The 17,928-nt window shown below is 38.9% G+C and carries 14 protein-coding genes; 3 read left to right on the forward strand and 11 right to left on the reverse strand.

The window, feature by feature from the left end:
- Positions 1–224: 224 nt before the first annotated feature.
- Positions 225–770: a carbonic anhydrase gene (locus HMPREF0874_RS08215; protein ID WP_004694000.1), complete on the reverse strand. Its 546-nt coding sequence runs from the start codon at positions 768–770 to the stop codon at positions 225–227.
- A 347-nt stretch (positions 771–1,117) separates the two neighbouring features.
- Here HMPREF0874_RS08215 and HMPREF0874_RS08220 point away from each other — a divergent pair, with 347 nt between their 5' ends.
- Both HMPREF0874_RS08220 and HMPREF0874_RS08225 read left to right on the forward strand, forming a co-directional pair.
- Positions 1,118–2,158 (forward strand): YeiH family protein, encoded by a 1,041-nt coding sequence (locus HMPREF0874_RS08220; protein WP_004694002.1) that lies wholly within the window; start codon positions 1,118–1,120, stop codon positions 2,156–2,158.
- 135 nt (positions 2,159–2,293) lie between these two features.
- Positions 2,294–2,908, forward strand: a complete 615-nt coding sequence (locus tag HMPREF0874_RS08225) for a LysE/ArgO family amino acid transporter (RefSeq protein ID WP_008603040.1) — start codon at positions 2,294–2,296, stop codon at positions 2,906–2,908.
- 130 nt (positions 2,909–3,038) lie between these two features.
- Here the strand turns inward: HMPREF0874_RS08225 and HMPREF0874_RS08230 are convergent, their stop codons facing one another.
- The 10 genes from HMPREF0874_RS08230 to HMPREF0874_RS08275 form a co-directional block, all read right to left on the reverse strand.
- The gene (locus HMPREF0874_RS08230; RefSeq protein WP_008603042.1) at positions 3,039–3,923 is read right to left on the reverse strand and encodes a LysR family transcriptional regulator; all 885 of its coding nucleotides are present in this window, start codon (positions 3,921–3,923) and stop codon (positions 3,039–3,041) included.
- Between the two features lie 204 nt (positions 3,924–4,127).
- Positions 4,128–5,324, reverse strand: coding sequence for an MFS transporter (locus HMPREF0874_RS08235; RefSeq protein ID WP_008603044.1), 1,197 nt, complete (start codon positions 5,322–5,324; stop codon positions 4,128–4,130).
- 291 nt (positions 5,325–5,615) lie between these two features.
- Positions 5,616–6,221, reverse strand: a complete 606-nt coding sequence (locus HMPREF0874_RS08240) for a hypothetical protein (RefSeq protein WP_004697749.1) — start codon at positions 6,219–6,221, stop codon at positions 5,616–5,618.
- Between the two features lie 138 nt (positions 6,222–6,359).
- Positions 6,360–7,631: a putative porin gene (locus HMPREF0874_RS08245; protein WP_039965392.1), complete on the reverse strand. Its 1,272-nt coding sequence runs from the start codon at positions 7,629–7,631 to the stop codon at positions 6,360–6,362.
- Between the two features lie 251 nt (positions 7,632–7,882).
- Positions 7,883–8,485, reverse strand: a complete 603-nt coding sequence (locus HMPREF0874_RS08250; protein WP_038125765.1) for a hypothetical protein — start codon at positions 8,483–8,485, stop codon at positions 7,883–7,885.
- 324 nt (positions 8,486–8,809) lie between these two features.
- Positions 8,810–9,481, reverse strand: coding sequence for a respiratory nitrate reductase subunit gamma (gene narI, locus HMPREF0874_RS08255; protein ID WP_004694017.1), 672 nt, complete (start codon positions 9,479–9,481; stop codon positions 8,810–8,812).
- Complete coding sequence (narJ, locus tag HMPREF0874_RS08260) at positions 9,478–10,002, reverse strand: nitrate reductase molybdenum cofactor assembly chaperone (RefSeq protein WP_038125764.1); 525 nt, start codon at positions 10,000–10,002, stop codon at positions 9,478–9,480. Before narJ ends, narI begins: the two co-directional genes overlap by 4 nt.
- The gene (narH, locus tag HMPREF0874_RS08265) at positions 9,995–11,428 is read right to left on the reverse strand and encodes a nitrate reductase subunit beta (RefSeq protein ID WP_038125763.1); all 1,434 of its coding nucleotides are present in this window, start codon (positions 11,426–11,428) and stop codon (positions 9,995–9,997) included. The genes narJ and narH overlap by 8 nt, the downstream gene beginning before the upstream one ends.
- Positions 11,418–15,095 carry a nitrate reductase subunit alpha gene (locus HMPREF0874_RS08270; protein ID WP_008603055.1) on the reverse strand — a complete coding sequence of 1,226 codons (3,678 nt, stop codon included), beginning with the start codon at positions 15,093–15,095 and terminating at the stop codon, positions 11,418–11,420. The genes narH and HMPREF0874_RS08270 overlap by 11 nt, the downstream gene beginning before the upstream one ends.
- Positions 15,096–15,164: 69 nt before the next feature.
- Entirely contained in the window at positions 15,165–15,851 is a 687-nt protein-coding gene (locus HMPREF0874_RS08275; RefSeq protein WP_039965394.1) for a Crp/Fnr family transcriptional regulator, read from the reverse strand.
- A gap of 362 nt (positions 15,852–16,213) precedes the next feature.
- Here HMPREF0874_RS08275 and HMPREF0874_RS08280 point away from each other — a divergent pair, with 362 nt between their 5' ends.
- The gene (locus HMPREF0874_RS08280) at positions 16,214–17,551 is read left to right on the forward strand and encodes an MFS transporter (protein ID WP_008603059.1); all 1,338 of its coding nucleotides are present in this window, start codon (positions 16,214–16,216) and stop codon (positions 17,549–17,551) included.
- The last annotated feature ends 377 nt before the right edge of the window (positions 17,552–17,928 follow it).

Here is a 17,928-nt window from a genome sequence, read left to right on the forward strand (position 1 = left end):
AAAAGAGAAAGGGAATGGCTAAGCCATTCCCTTTCTCTTTTGATACAGTGAATTTTGTTTTATTGATTTATGGATAGACTCGATGGGACGAGTTCACAAATACAGTTATAAAAAGAGTAATGACTAATCGATTAGCGACTTAGCTCGCTTTGGAGCGTAGAGATTAGTCATCACTCTTTTTTACCTAAATGTAATTATCTAATGGGGCCCCATCGAGGCCACCACTAAATCTCAATATAACGGAATTCGCCTGTATCAGGATCCATCATGCCTCCATAGAACCCCATTCCTTTTGGAAATAGTGGATGGTGGCGTAGGAAGTTAACTGTATAAATTACATTGTCTTCAGAGATATGGAATCGATCCATCCAGTCGATAAGGCCCGGTTCAATCATGCGAATAGCATCTTCACTAATACCTTTCGCTTTCATAGATTCCATGAATGTTGTAGCAGAAAAATCAATCATACCGCAGTTTTCATGACCGATGATTAGCACATCTTCAATTTCCATACCATAGGTAGCAACGAGCAAGCTTTGCACAATGTTATCGATAGGTTGTGTTACACTATTTCCTGCAGTTTTGATGACAATTATCTCACCTCGATTAAAGCCTAGTGCTTCTTCTAGCATACCTACTAAGCGGGTATCCATACAAGTTACGATACCTAACTTTTTTGTAGGATGGCTTGTTAGCCCCGCCTTTGGTAGCTCAGGGTGTTGTTTCACATATTCTTTATTGGTTTCAATTATTTTTGTAATATCAATCATAAGGGTCCTCACTTTATATACTCTATTTCCACCTGAAATAGATTCTATTCATTATATACACCTTATTCATCACAAAACAAGTTTAAATTTCAACTTATAAATTATTATTATGAATTTTACGATTATACAAAATCTTTAACTCAATAATATTAACTTTTATCTTATAATTTGTTTTTATTTATATCAATCATATAAAAACTTCAAAAATGCGATGAATATTCTGTATAATTCTGACATATATAGTAGATTTAAAAACCCTTCCTATGGTACTATTAACACTATAGAAAGCAAACGCCACATGATACCGCATATGACGTGAACTGTATGTACAGTAAGGAGGTTTTATAATGGGTATCAATCAAAAAACGTTGCCAGGCATTTTGCTCTGTGCCATTCTCGCTATTCCTTGTTGGCTACTAGGACAGCAATTTCATCTAGTAGGTAGTCCAATCTTTGCCATCATTTTAGGTATAATTATTGGTTCTATCTTTACCTCTTGGAAACGGGAAAAAACAGGTGCTGGCATTGGATTTACATCCAAAAAGATTTTACAGTGGGCCGTTATTTTGTTGGGCTTTGGTCTTAACATTACACAGATTCTACATGTAGGTTGGATTTCTTTACCTGTCATCATTTCTACCATCGCTACATCGTTAATCGTATCCTATGTTATTTATCGATTAACCCATATTGACTCTAACTCAGCTGTTCTCATCGGTGTTGGTTCATCCATTTGTGGTGGTTCCGCTATTGCTGCAGCGGCACCAGTTATTAAAGCAGAGGATCATGATATTGCACAAGCAATCTCTGTTGTATTCTTCTTCAATGTGGTAGCCGCCTTCGTATTCCCTCAATTAGGCGACGCCATTGGGCTCTCTAACATGGGCTTTGGATTGTTCGCTGGTACTGCAGTTAACGATACTTCTTCTGTAACAGCAACAGCTGCTGTATGGGATAGTATGAAAGGTACGGGCACTCAAGTTTTGGAATATGCTACTATCGTAAAGCTAACACGTACCCTAGCTATTATTCCTATATGTTTAGGCCTCGCTAGTTATCAAGTATACAAAGCCAAGAAAAATGCCTCTCAGACAGATGGTGCAAACGTTAGTATTGCTAAGATTTTCCCAAGATTTGTTTTATACTTTGTACTTTGCTCCCTTATTACAACAGCATTATCCTATGCTAATGTAGATATTCAATTCTTGAGTATCTTCAAAACAATTTCCAAATACTTTATTACAATGGCCATGGTAGCAATCGGCCTTAATACAAATATTGTAAAATTATTAAAATCCGGCGGCTCTGCCCTAGCCTTAGGCGCTTGTTGCTGGATTGCTATCTCCGCCGTAAGCCTTATGGCACAACATATGATAGGTTTATGGTAGAAAATATACATATATTGTATATTATGTTATAATTATATATGAATAGAATAGTAAGGACCCCTCCAGTAATGGAGGGGTTTCGTGCTACTATTCACCTTATTAGTACTTTATCATACCATAGTCAGGAGGGTTAATATGTACTTCTTACAAGGACTTCTTGTCGGTCTCGCTACGTTTGCCCCTGTTGGCATGCAAAACCTCTTCATTATTAATACGGCCTTGGTGCAACCTGTCCGTCGCATTATATTGACGCTAATCATACTAGCGTTTTTTGACATGAGTTTAAGTGCTGCCGCCTTCTATGGTATTGGTGCCGTTCTTGAAATGTGGCCACTCACAAAGCTCATAATTCTCCTCTTTGGGGGCCTCCTCATTGTTTATATGGGCTTTAATATATTTAAAACTGAACCAGACATGCGCAATGTGGACACACATATTCCAATTAGAAAAATTATTGTCTCAGCCATTGCGGTATCATGGGGCAATCCTCAAGCCATTCTAGATGCGACAATGATGCTCGGTGCTTTTCAAGCTAATATTCCAAAAGAAAGCATCTACCACTTCTTCGCTGGTTTCTTAGTTATGACACCTATTTGGTTTGGTTCTCTAGCTACTACAATGCATCTACTAGCTAAAAAAATTAAAATTACTCATATGGCATGGATTAACCGTTTCTGTGGTTCGGTTCTCGTCATTTATGGTATCAAATTATGTATTGATGGCTTCATGATGTTAAGAGACTTTTTGTGAGGTTATACAAAGAAAAGTCTAAATCACTAATACCATCATAACTATATAAGAAAAATACAAATAGATGATGTACAGAAAAAGAAAAAAGTCGTTAGCAAGTTGCTAACGGCTTTTTCATTTATAATCTCATTTATAATTCTTCAAGTACCTGCCGGAACATATCTCTAAGAGCTACAATATACGAATTATTTTGATTTCGTTGCGATATAAAGTAGTAGTGGCGTTCCATAGGTTTACTATGATTCGTCAACACCTTACGTTCGATACCTGGCATAGGATCTGTTAAGTATTTAAAACAATCTAATAGTAATAGCCCTTGCTGCCCTGCAACCAGGTATCGTGCTTCTTCTAACGTACGAGCATAAGCGAAGGCACCATTATAACCTATGGCCTTACGATAGTGTTCCTCTTCAGACAAGGTATATTTCCCGCGACACAATAAAATAAGTGGTAAATCATCGATATGCTTTAGTTCTACACAATCTTCATTAGTATATCCTTGTGGTACCTCTATAAATGTAGTGGCTTTATCAATTAAATGACTTTCAAAATCATCAGACAAAATTTGCCATTGATCATTAAATACTACATCTACACGACGATCGCTGAGCATGCCATATAGCTCTTCATGACTGCCGCTGTACATACGAATATCTAAATTTTTATAACGCTTTGCCATGCGAATCACAGTTTGCTGCATAGCAATCCCACTATAACGGTTCAAATAGCCAATGCGCAAACTCACCCGTGCATCTGTACCAATGCGCGTCGTTTCTACCTTAATATCATGGAACCGTTCTAATAACTTCTTACCAGATCGATATAAATATTGTCCTGCTGGTGTTAGATGAAAACTTCGTTTCTCTCGAACCATTAATTCAACACCAAGGCTATTTTCAAGAGCTTTGATTTGCTGAGATATAGCAGATTGAGATACATATTGCTCTGTTGCAGCTTGTGTAAAACTATTATTATCTACTACACATACAAAATACTCTAATTGTTTTAATAACATAACGATGCACTCTCATCTCTCTTACGGATTAGACAAATCAATACCTTTGAAACATTTCGCAACATACAGCCCCATATTGGAGTTTGCTATACGTTTTCTCTACATAGTATCTTACATAGAATCTATAGTATCTATCGATTCTCTACATAATACTAAATATATTTAACTATGTCTAAAACGGTGAAAGCAGATCAGCTATGATGATTAACTTTCACTGGGAATAACTAAACTACGATAAATAAACAGTGCCGCTACAAAGAATATAGCTGCTGTAGACCAAAAGACCGCCCCATACCCAAAGGCACGAGCAATCATGCCACTAAGGACAGGCCCCAATACATTTCCCATCATGGCTACACTGGACACTGCACCAAACACGATACCTCGGCGCTCAATAGGAACAGCCTTGGATATGAGCGTATTCGCAATTGGTGTAATAAAGCCCATGAAGAATCCTGCAATGGCACGGAATATGCCAAGGCCCCATATACTAGGCATTATATATTGAAGTATAAACAAAGTCCCTACAGCCCATGTAGCAGTAAAAATAATACGAGGCATGGTTAAACGTTCTGTTATCTTGCCAATGGAGATTGAAGCTAACGCACTAAATAAACCGGCGCCAAAGATGATTATACCAACGATTGTGGCTACAAACTCATCATTCATATGCATATAGTGCTTAATATATAGTGGTAAAATGGGACCAATACCGGTAATACCAAAATTACATAAGAACAATAGTCCTACCAAGAGGCGAACTCGAGGTATGACCAAAAAGGATTTAATTAGAGACAGCTGCGACTCTCTAGCATCTACCTTATGCTCAAATTGTAGATTAGGCATGAATAGATAAATCCCCAACATACAAAACCCTGTTAAGGCTGAGAACATAATGAATGGTGCGCGATAACCTAATAAATCAGCCGCCAACCCACCCATGAGTGGTCCAAAAACGAGGCCCATAACCATGGAGGCTTGATATAAACCCATTGCCCAAGGTACCTTATCCTCAGGGGTTATGAGAATAATAATAGCCAAGCCTATCGGAACATAGCCCCCCACCACGCCTTGCAAGATGCGTAACATCAATAACTGCCATGGTGTTTGTGTAAAAGCACAGGCGCCAACAGTCACCATTAGGGTAAACAAGATGAACATCATTACCTTACGTGGACCAAGCTGATTTGCCTTACGCGACCAATAGGGAGCACTAAGAGCCACCATACAAGGCGTTACACCTGATACAAGACCTGCCCACATGGCCGCTTCCCCTGGATCATGAAGACCTAGCTCAGCTAAAAATAACGGAAGGAAGGATAATACACCGATAATTGTTATACCCCCACCAACCTGTATAGTACAGATTAGGTATATAATTCGTTTCCAAGAAGAATCCATAATATCCTTCTTTCTTATTTGAAATTACCTATAAAGGTAGTAATATACATATCGATATGAGCTAAAGAATACTATAATACAAAAGAAATGTTTATAGAACAGATTTTTATTCTTACCTCAAAAGAATGCAACAGCATATATTTACATAAATCCATAGAATATATACTTATAATTCTATTGTATCGCAAACAACCTAAAAAGACCATCGCTTATACCCATAAGGGTCAGCGATGGTCTTTTTTATCGTGTGATTCTCCTACTTTTACCAAAGAAAGAGATGCCTACAATATATTATTTTTGTTTGAACATCCAATAAATATAGTAAATAACAAGCGCATAAGTCACTACGTCAAACACAGGTAAGAATGGCACCATTTTAGATAAACGTCCAAATCCATGAACATGGATATTTGCCGCAATAATAGCAACAAGATTCAAGCGATGAATCCAGATTGCTTTTTTACGAGATACAGATTTTGCCATATTCCCTACCCAAGGTGTTAAGTATAATACCGCAAAGATAAGAGCAATAAACATAGCCACAAGGGAGATATAACCACCCCAGAAGCCTAAGAAGGATTTCAAAGCTTTCAAGAAGTATACATACCAGTGTGCACATACGAGAACAACACTAACAATACCTACGATGCGATGAATTTCAAACATTTCTTTTGGATTGTATCGTTTGATAAACCATTTTGGTTTTGTTGCAATGTATGTTAATACAAGCCATGCCACATAAGGAATAAGGCCTAAGTGAACCTTCCAATTGCCGAATGGTCTACCACCTGTTACATAACCATATTCCACCATGCCCATAAATATTAAGGATAAAACTGCAATCCAAATTAAAATATGGTATTTACTCTTAAACTGTTTTTTTACAACTTCTGCCATAATAAACCTCTCTATGTCTTATACAATCTACAAGTATACATCTAGTTTGGCCTAATGTAGCATGCTAATAAAACACTCTCACCCTATAGCATTCTACTTAGAACTAATTACTGATTAACTTAAAATCCAATCATTAAATTAGAATTTGAAGTTAAGATCCGCACGATAGTAATCATTTACGCGATTGCCTTCTTGTGTTTTAGCATTGAAGCCGTAGTATGCATTAATGCCGATATTTTTCTCTGGTGCGTAGGATGCACCTAATTGCCATGCTTTATAGCCTTCATACCGTGTTTTCTTTAATAAATCATTAGATTCATATTTTTGTGTTTTAAATACAGGTGCATTCTTAGCTTGATCAAAGTAATCTAATCGGATAGCCCAAGAGTTCTTCTTATTAATTTTATAGTCGCCCCATTTAACGCCAACGTTCCAAATATCGGAATCACTTAAGCCAGATGCTTTTACCCACTCGCCATCAATACCGAATTTACCAATATTATACTTAGCATTAAATCCATATACATTATCGAATTCGTTATTTTTCTTGCCATTACCCATACGTACATTCGTTGTACCTACATGAGCAAACATACCACCAAAACCAAAGCGATCATTAACAGCTACATTAGCATTGATAAGACCTACATCACCATTATCAGCTTTACTAGTCTTGGCAAAACGACCTGCTGTCATGTAACCATAAGCGCCATTTAATGTAACTTTATCACCAAGCTTAGCTGTAGCACCAACACCATCAAAGTTGGAGTTATAAATGAGACCACCGCCAAATTTTTGAGTATAGCGCCCCGCATCGACCACAACATTTTTACCGAACTTGTGCTCTACGTATGCCAAATCCCAATTAGCTTGTGCCTCTTTAGAGCTATCACCTAGCTCAATAGAACCTGTAGTAATACGCGCTTTAACAGAGGTATTTTTATTAACCTTTGCATCGAGACCTAGACGTACACGAGCTGTGATCTTATCTTCGTAATCATAACCATCGCCACCCTCTTTACCGATGTAGTTGATACGAGCATCACCAGTAACTTTTACATTGCCTACGCGGTCTTCCAATTTAGCTACACGCACACCAAGTGTATTCAATTCATTGGAAAATTCATCCGCCAAGCGATTTAACATAGCTTGTTGTTCCGCATTTGCCCGATCTTGATTAGCCATGCCTTTCGCAATCATTTGGGCCATTTCATAACGCGTAATATTATTTTGCCCTTTGAAAGTACCATCAGGATATCCATTGATAATACCAGCTGTAGCCAATTGATCTACTGCTTGATAAGCCCAACTATCAGAAGGAACATCAGAAAATGGGTTAACAGCAAAAGCTGTAGCCACACCCATCATGGCAGCCACTGCAAAAGCACTGGTCATTTTACGTTTAATCATACTAAACCTCACACAATAAAAATAACAAGAATAAAAATGAATAGATAATGAATTTATGAACCTAATTATCATTATCATGTTTAACATACAGATAATAACAATTTTCATTATACGAGTAAAGGGAAAATGTATATCAATCTCACAATCATTTATGACTCAAACTGATAATATCCTATGTTAATTTACTAGAAACTATAAATGTAACGAAAAATCCCTTCTGCATGATACAGAAGGGATTCTAGTAATTCATATTATTTCTTTTTAAACATCAAGTAAATGCAGTAAAGAACGAGACCGTATGTAATGATATCAAACACTTGTAAGAATGGCACCATTTTAGAAATACGATTAAAACCATGAATATGGATATCTGCAGCAACAAGTGCTACAAGATTTAATCGATGTAACCAAATACCTACATTACGACCAGATGGTGTAACCTTTCTAAGTTTTGGAGTTAAGAACGCAAGGCCAGAGATTGTAGCAATACCAAAGGAGGTAAGAGCCACATATCCGCCCCACCAACCAAGGATGGATTTAGCCGCTTTACCAAAATAGAGATATAAATGGAATGCAATAACAGCTACAGTGGCAATACCTAATGCACGGTGTACCTTATACATGTCACCTAAATTATAGCGGCTTGTAAACCATTTAGGGCGAGTCGCTAAATAGGTCATGATGATCCATACACACCATGGCACAAGACCCGTATACACTTTATAATTACCAAAGGCACGACCACCGGCCATGTAGCCCCACTCTAATAAACCGATCATAACTAAGGAGAAAATAGCAATCCATACAAAGATATGGTAAATACTTTTTTTCTGTTTTGTTTCAACTTGATTCATCATATACCTCTCAAAAATAATACCTAAAAAATTCAATCTATACGATATAGTTTATCATTTAAATCGAATTTTGTAGATTACTTATATTAGATACATAGTATATATTATAAGAATAATTCTAAATTAAAATGCCTATTATAGTAATTCTAAGTTTATTACAATGAATAAATTTTTTCTCTACAGAGAATACATTGTAATCTACTAATACAGAATCGGTAAATAAAAAGCCCCTCATAGTTGTGAGCATATGCTTTCACCACTACAAGGGGCCATAGATTAATGAATCCTATTATATATAGGCATACAAATTAATCATCATCCTAATTATTTTTGATCCCGTTTACGATATACGATGAACGGACGTGTTAAATAGTTGAGTGGAACACTCAAGCAGTGTACCAAACGGCTGAATGGGAAGATAATAGCAACCACCATCCAAGCCAACATGTGGAATTTAAACATGAATGGCACGCCTTCCATCAAGGATGGATCAGGCATAAAGGATAGCAAGCTACGGAACCATGGGCCGATGGATACACGGTAATCAAAGAACCCGGATGCATTAAGTAATGTACCGGCCATACCACTAAAGATAGCCAATGTTAAGAATAAATATAGCCATTTATCAAAGCCAGATGTATTTACTTTCATAGCAGGTACAGTAAAGCGGCGTTTCATCAAGAGCAAGAAACCAACGATAAAGATGATACCCGCTACAGCACCCATATACAATGCACCTTCATGGTACATATGGTCATTAATACCCATAGCTGCAGTCCAAGTTTTAGGTACTAATACACCTACTACGTGACCGCCGATAACGCATAGCAAACCAAAGTGGAACAATGGATTGGCAATACGTAATTGTTTTTTCTCTAAAAATTCACTTGATTTTGTAGTCCAGTTTCTTTCAAAGTAGAAGAAACGAACAAGTGTGCCTACGATTAAGAAGGTAAACGCAATATATGGCAAAGCGCCCCATAAAAATAGATTCATCGTGCACCGTCCTCCAATCCATTTGCAACCGACAATATGATATCAAATAAGAATGCATAGGTCAGTTTTGCTTCGATCAATCGATCCCTAATATATTCTAGCTTTGGTTTACAATAATCATATACTTCACGAGCCTTTTCAGGTTCGATAACTGCACATAACTCTAAAATAGCTGGAATATAGTCAGGCATCTCCTTTGGTAAATCATAGCCATTTTCTAGGAAGAAGGCTTTATATTTAACGAGTTCCTCTGCTTGTTCCCCTGTACCTTGCAATTCGTAAGTCGATAAGTACATCGTCGTATTACGGCTGAAGTCAAAGATACGTACGTATTGGTCTTCAAAGGCCTTACGATCCGTTTCTTCAATGTAATCAAAGAACTCTAGCAATCCTTGGCGAAGCTGAGGATGCTCAACAGAGTAAGTATCCTCTTTCCATTCACCAAGTTCATTGTACCAAGATTCATCTGGATACCGAAGCAAAAAAGAAGCAATGAGAGCTATTTTTTGTGCATCATCCATTATGGCAACCCCCTGTCGGGCATGCAAAACCACGATTGTGTTGCATTTCTAAGCGACCTTCGCGAGATACGTTAACATCGGATGGGATAACAAAACGATCATTATATTTAGACAAGGCTAATAATTTGTACATAGCATACATTTGCTCTTCTGTAAGATCTACTTCATGAGCGATTGCTTCGTCACCTGTCTCACGGCGGCGCATGTATTCACGCATATCGAGAATGCGTTGTAATACACGAGCTAAAATATCTGTATTACCAGCAGTAAACATATTAGCTAAGTATTGTACAGGCACGCGCATTTCATGTGCATCTGGCAAGTATACATCAGATGTAACACGTTGTAAGATTGGGCTGAGCGGTGGCACATACCAAACCATTGGCAATGTGCGATACTCTGGATGCAATGGCAATGCAACGCCCCATTCTTTTACAAGCTTGTAAACAGGAGATTTTTTAGCTGCTTTCAAGAAGGCTTCAGAGATACCTGCTTCACGAGCGGCTTTAATAACCTCTGGATCATTAGGATCCAAGATCAAATCTACTGTATTTTGGTAAATTTCTTGTTCATCCTTCGTAGCTGCCATTTCTTGAACTTTGTCCATATCGTATAAAACTACACCAACATAGCGCATACGACCTACACATGTTTCAGCGCAAATTTGAGGCAAGCCATTTTCCAAACGAGGGTAACAGAATACACATTTTTCAGCTTTATTTGTTTCCCAGTTATAGAAGATTTTTTTGTATGGGCAAGATGGAACGCAATGTCTCCAACCGCGGCATACATCTTGAGAAACAAGTACAACACCATCTTCATCACGCTTGTAGATAGCACCGGATGGACATGCTGCTACACATGCAGGATTCAAACAGTGGTTACAAAGACGTGGTAAATAACGCATGAATACTTCTTCGTAGTCAAATACGATATCATCACCCATTTTAGCCAAGTTCACATCTTCCCGTGCATGATGACCACCAGCCAAATCATCATCCCAGTTAGGGCCCCATGTTACTTCCATTTTTTGCTTTGTTAACAAAGAACGAGGACGTGCTACAGGTTGATTATTTTTACGACCGGTATGAATCAATGTCTCATAATCGTATGTCCAAGGTTCAAAGTAATCCGTAATTTCTGGTTGTTCTGGATGATAGAACAACTTCATCAATCGAGAGCCTTTAGAGCCTGTGGAAAGCGCCAAATTACCGCTTTTATCGAGAGTCCAGCCACCCTTCCATTTCTCTTGGTTTTCCCAATTACGTGGGTAACCCACGCCAGGGCGGGTTTCCACGTTATTAAAGTACATATATTCCGCGCCTTCGCGGTTCGTCCATGTATTTTTACAAGTAATAGAGCATGTATGACAGCCTAAACACTTGTCCAAATTTAGGACCATGGATACTTGAGCTTTAATCTTCAAGCCAATCCACCTCCTTCAATTTACGAGCCACAATTGTCATATCACGTTGGTTACCAGTTGGGCCATAGTAGTTAAAGCCATAGCTCAATTGACCATAACCGCCGATCATGTGTGTCGGCTTCATGTGAATATGAGTTGGCGCATTGTGTGTACCACCGCGACGATCTTTCTTAACTTGCGTACCAGGAACGTTGATGTGACGGTCTTGGGAGTGATGCATATAAGAAATGCCACGAGGAATACGTGGAGATACAACTGCACGAGCTGCAACTACACCATTTTTATTGAAAGCTTCTACCCAGTCGTTATCTTTAACACCAATTTCTGCTGCATCATCTTCGTTAAGCCAAATTGTTTGGCCCCCGCGGAATAATGTCAACATTTGTTGGCTATCAAAGTACATACTATGTGTAGACCACTTATTATGTGGAGTTAAGTATTTCAATGTAATTTCTGGAATACCTTCTTGTTTATAATCACCTTGTACTGGTTTATATGACAATACAGGTTTGTACAATGCCATAGCTTCGCCATAGTCGCGCATCATTTCATGATCACAATAGAACGATTGACGACCTGTTACAGTACGGAATGGTACCTTATCTTCTGTAGATGTTGTAAATGGAGAATAACGACGGTTTTTATCGTTCTTACCAGTACTTGTTACAGAGCTAATGATAAAGCGTGGTTGACGAACCATGTCATCGAAGGTAATTTTTTCTTGTTCGCGACCTTTTGCATTCTTTTCAAGCCCAGAAAGACCTGTTTTTTCTTCCATCGCTTTCCAAGAACGAACCGCTAATTTACCATTTGTACAAGAAGATAATGTTAATACAACATTACAAGCTTCCTTACATTCGTAAATGCTTGGACGGCCATGAGAAATGAAGTCTGGATTATCAATCGTACCATTTTGAGCATACAATGTTTGATATTCGTCAGATACATCCCACGCCAAACCGTGAGCACCCATTTTATTTTCGATATTAGGTCCTAAAGCAATGTATTTTTCAAAGATCTGACTGTAATCGCGTTTTACATGAACGAGGTTCGGCATTGTTTTACCAGGGATTGGTTCACATTCGCCTTTACTCCAATCAAGAACTTTACCTTCTGGTTGCGCTACTTCGCCTGGGCTATCATGGCCAAGTGGAGTAGCTACAATATCTTCATATTCTGTAAAGCCAGATTCTTTTGCTACGCGAGATACTGTTTCTGCAAGGGTACGGAATGTATCCCAGTCGGATTTAGTTTCCCATGCGCAATCAACAGCAGCTTGGAATACATGTACATATGGATGCATATCTGTGGAAGACAAGTCTTCTTTTTCATACCATGTAGCTGCTGGGAACACGATATCAGAATATAAACCTGTAGACGCCATACGGAAGTCGATATCAATTAAGAGATCAAGCTTACCCGCACCATCTGCTTCGCGCCATTTAATTTCTTCTGGACGCGTAGGAGCATCATCATCTTCCAATACGGCATTTTTTGTGCCTAATAAATGTTTCAAGAAGTACTCATGACCTTTAGAAGAGGAGCCGATAAGGTTCGCACGCCATACAAACAGGTTGCGAGGGTGGTTTTCTTTAGCTGCAGGATCCTCTACGCAGAATTGTAAATCTTTATTTTTCAAGGCTTGTGCTACATATTGGTTGATTTCTGCTTCTGTACTAGCACCGGCTGCGCGAGCATCATTAATCAATTCTTGGCTACCTTTATTGAAAGTAGGATAAGATGGCAACCAGCCTAAACGAGCTGCTAATACATTGTAATCCCCAGGATGACGATAGCGAGGTTTAGCCAATTTAGATACGCGGTCTGCCAAATCGATGCAGTCAGAACGATATTGCTCTGTAGCAAAGTAGAACCAAGATGTACCATTTTGCAAACGAGGAGCCTTACTCCAGTCATTGGCAGTCATGATACCACCCCAACCTTCAACAGGACGAAGTTTTTCTTGACCTACGTAGTGGGCCCAACCACCACCGTTAACGCCTTCTGTACCACAGAACATGATAAGGTTCAAAATAGTGCGGTAAATAACATCGGCATGGTACCAGTGGTTGATACCACCGCCCATGATAATCATGGAACGACCTTTCGTTTTTTCTGCATTATCTGCAAACTCACGTGCTGTAGCAATAGCAATGTCCGCTTTTACGCCAGTGATTTTTTCTTGCCATGTAGGTGTATAAGGTGTGTCGTCAGTGTAAGCTGTCGCTACCTCACCACCGATACCGCGGTCAATACCATAGTTAGCAAGAATAAGATCGTATACAGTAGTCACTTTCATAGGACCATCAACAGTTTGTACTGTAATAGTTGGAATAGCGCGTTCAATAATGCCTTCGTGCTCTTCATCACCAAAGTATGGCAATTTAACAACAGTCACATCTTCCCGTTGATCAAATACTGATAAACGAGGATCGATTTTAGCCCCTGTATCACGATTTTCAAGACGTAAGTTCCATTTCTCAGGATGTGTGTGACGTTCACCCATTGTACCATTAGGAACAACGATTTCATTTGTTAGTTCATCAATCAATACCATTTGGAAGTCAGCGCCTTCCTCTTGGCGGCCTAAGTCCTTAGCATTCAAGAAACGGCCTGGTTGAACCGTGCCGTTGATGTCTTCAACACGCACAAGGAATGGCATATCTGTAAACTCTTTTGCATACTCTTTGAAGTATGGAGTTTCTTTATCGATGTAATATTCTTTTAGAATAACGTGACCCATTGCCATGGCAAGAGCCGCATCGGTACCAGCTTTTACATTGAGCCATGCATCAGAAGAAGTTGTAGATTCCGCATAGTCAGGAGACACCGATACTACCTTAGTCCCTTTATAGCGAACCTCTGTCAAGAAGTGAGCATCTGGCGTACGAGTCAACGGTACGTTAGAACCCCACGTCATAATGTAACCAGCATTATACCAGTCACCAGATTCAGGTGTATCAGTTTGTTCACCCCAAACTTGAGGGCTGGAAGGTGGCAAATCGGCATACCAGTCATAGAAGGACAATGGTGTACCACCCATCAAGTTAAGGAAACGAGCCCCTGCTGCATAGGACAACATGGACATCGCAGGAATTACTGAGAATCCTGCGTTGCGGTCAGGGCCGTAAGTTTTTGCTGTATATAGTAAGGATGCTGCAGTGATTTCTGTTGCTTCATCCCATGTGGAGCGCACAAAGCCACCCATACCACGGGCAGACTTATATTTTTTCGCTTTTTCAGGATCTTCTACGATAGATTTCCAAGCTTCGATTGGGTTCTTAGCATTCTTCTTTGCTTCTCTCCAAAGCTCAGCCAATTCGCCACGTACATAAGGATATTTTACGCGCAAAGGGCTATAGAGATACCAAGAGAAGGTCGCACCACGAGGGCACCCACGTGGTTCGTAATCCGGCATATCATCTGGTGTTTCAGGGTAATCAGTTGCTTGATTTTCCCAAGCTACAACACCATTTTTAACATAAATGTTCCAGCTACAAGAACCAGTACAGTTTACACCATGAGTCGTACGGACTACTTTATCGTAAGACCAACGATCACGATAAAAATTTTCCCACTCGCGACCACCATCTTCTGTGATTTGATGACCACTTGGAGATACTTCCTTCTTGCGAAGAAACTTAAACTTTTGAGACAACAAGCTCATCTCGTGTCCTCCTTCAAAACTACAAAAATCCCTTGTGCTAGATGTGCTAACACAAGGGAGAAAATCCTGTTATTCGATATTACTAATATTAGGGTCGATACCATCAACCTCTAAATCAAGTAATCCGATTAAAGCGTCAAAATCACAGATTACTAGATGGTGTTTGTCATAGGCTACATAGCCTAACTTACGCAACTCACTTAACATGCGATTTAAACTTTCTCTTGATGTGGCAGCAAACTCAGCCAACTCTTGATTTGTTAGGGCAATATCAATAAAGATACCATCCTCGCGCTTTACACCATAACTATTGGCTAAGCGCAACAAGGTAGAATAGAATGCTCCCTTCTTGCCGTAAAGTAGCAAGTCTCGGTATTTTGCCTGTTGACGACGCATATGTAAAGTGTAGATTTTCATCATCGCAATGGCCAATGAATGGTCTTTTGCAATAGCCCCTTCCAACACATCATAGCGTATACAGTAAACAGAGCAATCCTCCCGAGCAATGGCGTTGAACACATATGATCTAGTGTTCTCCTCATACAACGGAACCTCACCAATTACATTATTCGGTCCTACTAAACGCAACGCAAAAATGTGTCCGCTAGCTTCGAACTTTTTAATGCTCATTCTACCTTTTACTACTACGTAAAAGTATTCTGCCTTGTCCCCCTCACGGAAGAGAAAATCACCTTTTTTAAGATGTAGTTCCTCACCCGGCAAAGCAAGCAATTGGTTAATTAAATTTTGATCCATACCATTATCACTCCACAGTACTTTTATAACAAAATCCATTAGTTATACTAATCTATTTATAGTAAAAGCACCTATACTATATACTTTTTCGTATATATAAGATTATTATAACTTATTAATTTCAGAATATGTGTGTTTTACATCACATTCACAAAAAAAATTACACTATATAATATATCTGTGATGTAAGACATTGAAAAATATTAATGCTACAATAATTATAACGCAATTTGTAAGTAAATCGAATACTTTCTATAGGAATTTTTTAGATTTTATTATTTATATATACTTTATATATAATTTTAATATATTTTTCTTGTCTTATCTGCGTGTATAGTTGTTACAGTAAGGAGAAGTTCAAAATGAACGAACTAAAAATGCCTCAAGTAGGTGCAAGCCGCAGCGAAATCGTGGCTAATTGGCAACCGGAAAATCCGGAATTTTGGGAAAAGTTTGGCAAAAAAATCGCTAAACAAAACCTCGTTATATCCACTATTGCCTTAACACTTTCATTCTGTGTTTGGTACTTATGGGCTACCATTGCAGCTCAGCTAAATAGCGCTGGATTTAACTTTACTACAGATCAATTATTTACATTAGCTGCCTTACCAGGCCTTGTAGGTGCTACATTGCGATTTGTATACACATACATGCCAGCACTATTAGGCGGTAAAAACTGGACATTTATTTCCACAATTATCTTATTAGTTCCTGTTGTTTGGCTTGGCTTTGCCGTTCAAGATACAACAACTTCTTATACGACATTCATGATCTTAACTGCCCTCATCGGTTTAGCGGGTGGCAACTTCTCGTCCTCCATGGCGTACATTGGCAACTTCTTCCCTAAATCCGAAAAAGGTACTGCTCTTGGTATCAACGGCGGTGTTGGTAACCTTGGTATTTCTGTAATCTACTTCTTGGCTCCATTCGCTATGGGTTCTGCTGCATTAGGTAGCGTATTTGGTGTAACACCAGCTATCATCAAAGGTAACGCAGTATACCTTGCCAATGCGGCTTTCATGTGGATTGTACCACTTGTTGTTATCCTTGCACTTATGACACGTTTCATGGATAACTTACCACTAGAAAAACCAAATCCTAAAAATCTTGTACAAATCTTTGGGAACAAACACACTTGGGCACTTACATTGCTATACACTTGTTCCTTCGGTGCTTTCTCTGGTTATGCGGCAGCACTTGGCTTATTAGTAGGTAAAGAATTCCCTGAAGTTCCATTTGCGTCTATCGCATTTGTTGGTCCTCTTGTATCAGGTGCCCTTCGTCCTGTAGGCGGTTGGTTAGCAGATAAGATCAATAGCGGTACAAAAGTTACCTTTGTAAGCCTTCTCGGTCTATGTGCAACAACAGCGCTAATTGCAGTTGGCGTAGATATGCACAACTTCCCATTCTTCTTTGCTATGTCCGTGTTGACATTCGTATGCTGTGGCTTCGCAACTGGTGCTACATTCCGTATGATTCCTCACGTATTTGGCAATCCATTGCTTTCCTCTTTAATTACAGGTTTCGTTGCTGCCGTAGCTGCATACGGTGCCTTCATTACACCTAAAATCTTCGGTTTTGTATATTCCATGTTCGGCAATATTCACCCAGCCTTTGCTGTATTACTTGCATTTAACATTGTAACTGTAGCAGTGTGCTACTGGTTCTATGTGCGTAAAGGTGCAAACATGAACGTATAATTTTCTGGAACAGAAAATTTACGTTCATTGAACAGTACTACAAAATATAATTCACTTTTCTATACTAAGTGATAAAAGAAACCCCGCATCTCTCCTCCATACTTATCAGGTCTGCGGCCTAGGGCCTTGACCTCGTAAGTCGGATCGATGCGGGGTTCTCTTTTATGAGAATATAGTTGCGAATGCGATACTCATATATTGTGAATTATATTTTACGAAGTATAGTGCGTATATTAACTTTTCTCCCCTCAAAATTATAGCCTTCATTTTGAGGGGAGAAAAATGGACTGCAAGGCAGTCCATTCATTCTAATTTGACGATATATACCTTTATCTCTATAATATAAATAGATAGTCAGACGAGTAGGAACGTCAGGC

The sequence above is a fragment of the Veillonella sp. 6_1_27 genome (assembly GCF_000163735.1).
GTDB classification, from domain to species: domain Bacteria; phylum Bacillota; class Negativicutes; order Veillonellales; family Veillonellaceae; genus Veillonella; species Veillonella parvula_A.

Coding starts and splice junctions, on each gene's coding strand:
- HMPREF0874_RS08230 (WP_008603042.1), bottom strand. CDS start 3,923: ATGTTATTAAAACAATTAGAGTATTTTGTATGTGTAGTAGATAATAAT.
- narI (WP_004694017.1), bottom strand. CDS start 9,481: ATGAATCTATTTTTATGGGGCGCTTTGCCATATATTGCGTTTACCTTC.
- HMPREF0874_RS08240 (WP_004697749.1), bottom strand. CDS start 6,221: ATGGCAGAAGTTGTAAAAAAACAGTTTAAGAGTAAATACCATATTTTA.
- HMPREF0874_RS08245 (WP_039965392.1), bottom strand. CDS start 7,631: ATGATTAAACGTAAAATGACCAGTGCTTTTGCAGTGGCTGCCATGATG.
- HMPREF0874_RS08250 (WP_038125765.1), bottom strand. CDS start 8,485: ATGAATCAAGTTGAAACAAAACAGAAAAAAAGTATTTACCATATCTTT.
- HMPREF0874_RS08215 (WP_004694000.1), bottom strand. CDS start 770: ATGATTGATATTACAAAAATAATTGAAACCAATAAAGAATATGTGAAA.
- HMPREF0874_RS08235 (WP_008603044.1), bottom strand. CDS start 5,324: ATGGATTCTTCTTGGAAACGAATTATATACCTAATCTGTACTATACAG.
- HMPREF0874_RS08270 (WP_008603055.1), bottom strand. CDS start 15,095: ATGAGCTTGTTGTCTCAAAAGTTTAAGTTTCTTCGCAAGAAGGAAGTA.
- HMPREF0874_RS08220 (WP_004694002.1), top strand. CDS start 1,118: ATGGGTATCAATCAAAAAACGTTGCCAGGCATTTTGCTCTGTGCCATT.
- HMPREF0874_RS08280 (WP_008603059.1), top strand. CDS start 16,214: ATGAACGAACTAAAAATGCCTCAAGTAGGTGCAAGCCGCAGCGAAATC.
- HMPREF0874_RS08275 (WP_039965394.1), bottom strand. CDS start 15,851: ATGGATCAAAATTTAATTAACCAATTGCTTGCTTTGCCGGGTGAGGAA.
- narJ (WP_038125764.1), bottom strand. CDS start 10,002: ATGGATGATGCACAAAAAATAGCTCTCATTGCTTCTTTTTTGCTTCGG.
- HMPREF0874_RS08225 (WP_008603040.1), top strand. CDS start 2,294: ATGTACTTCTTACAAGGACTTCTTGTCGGTCTCGCTACGTTTGCCCCT.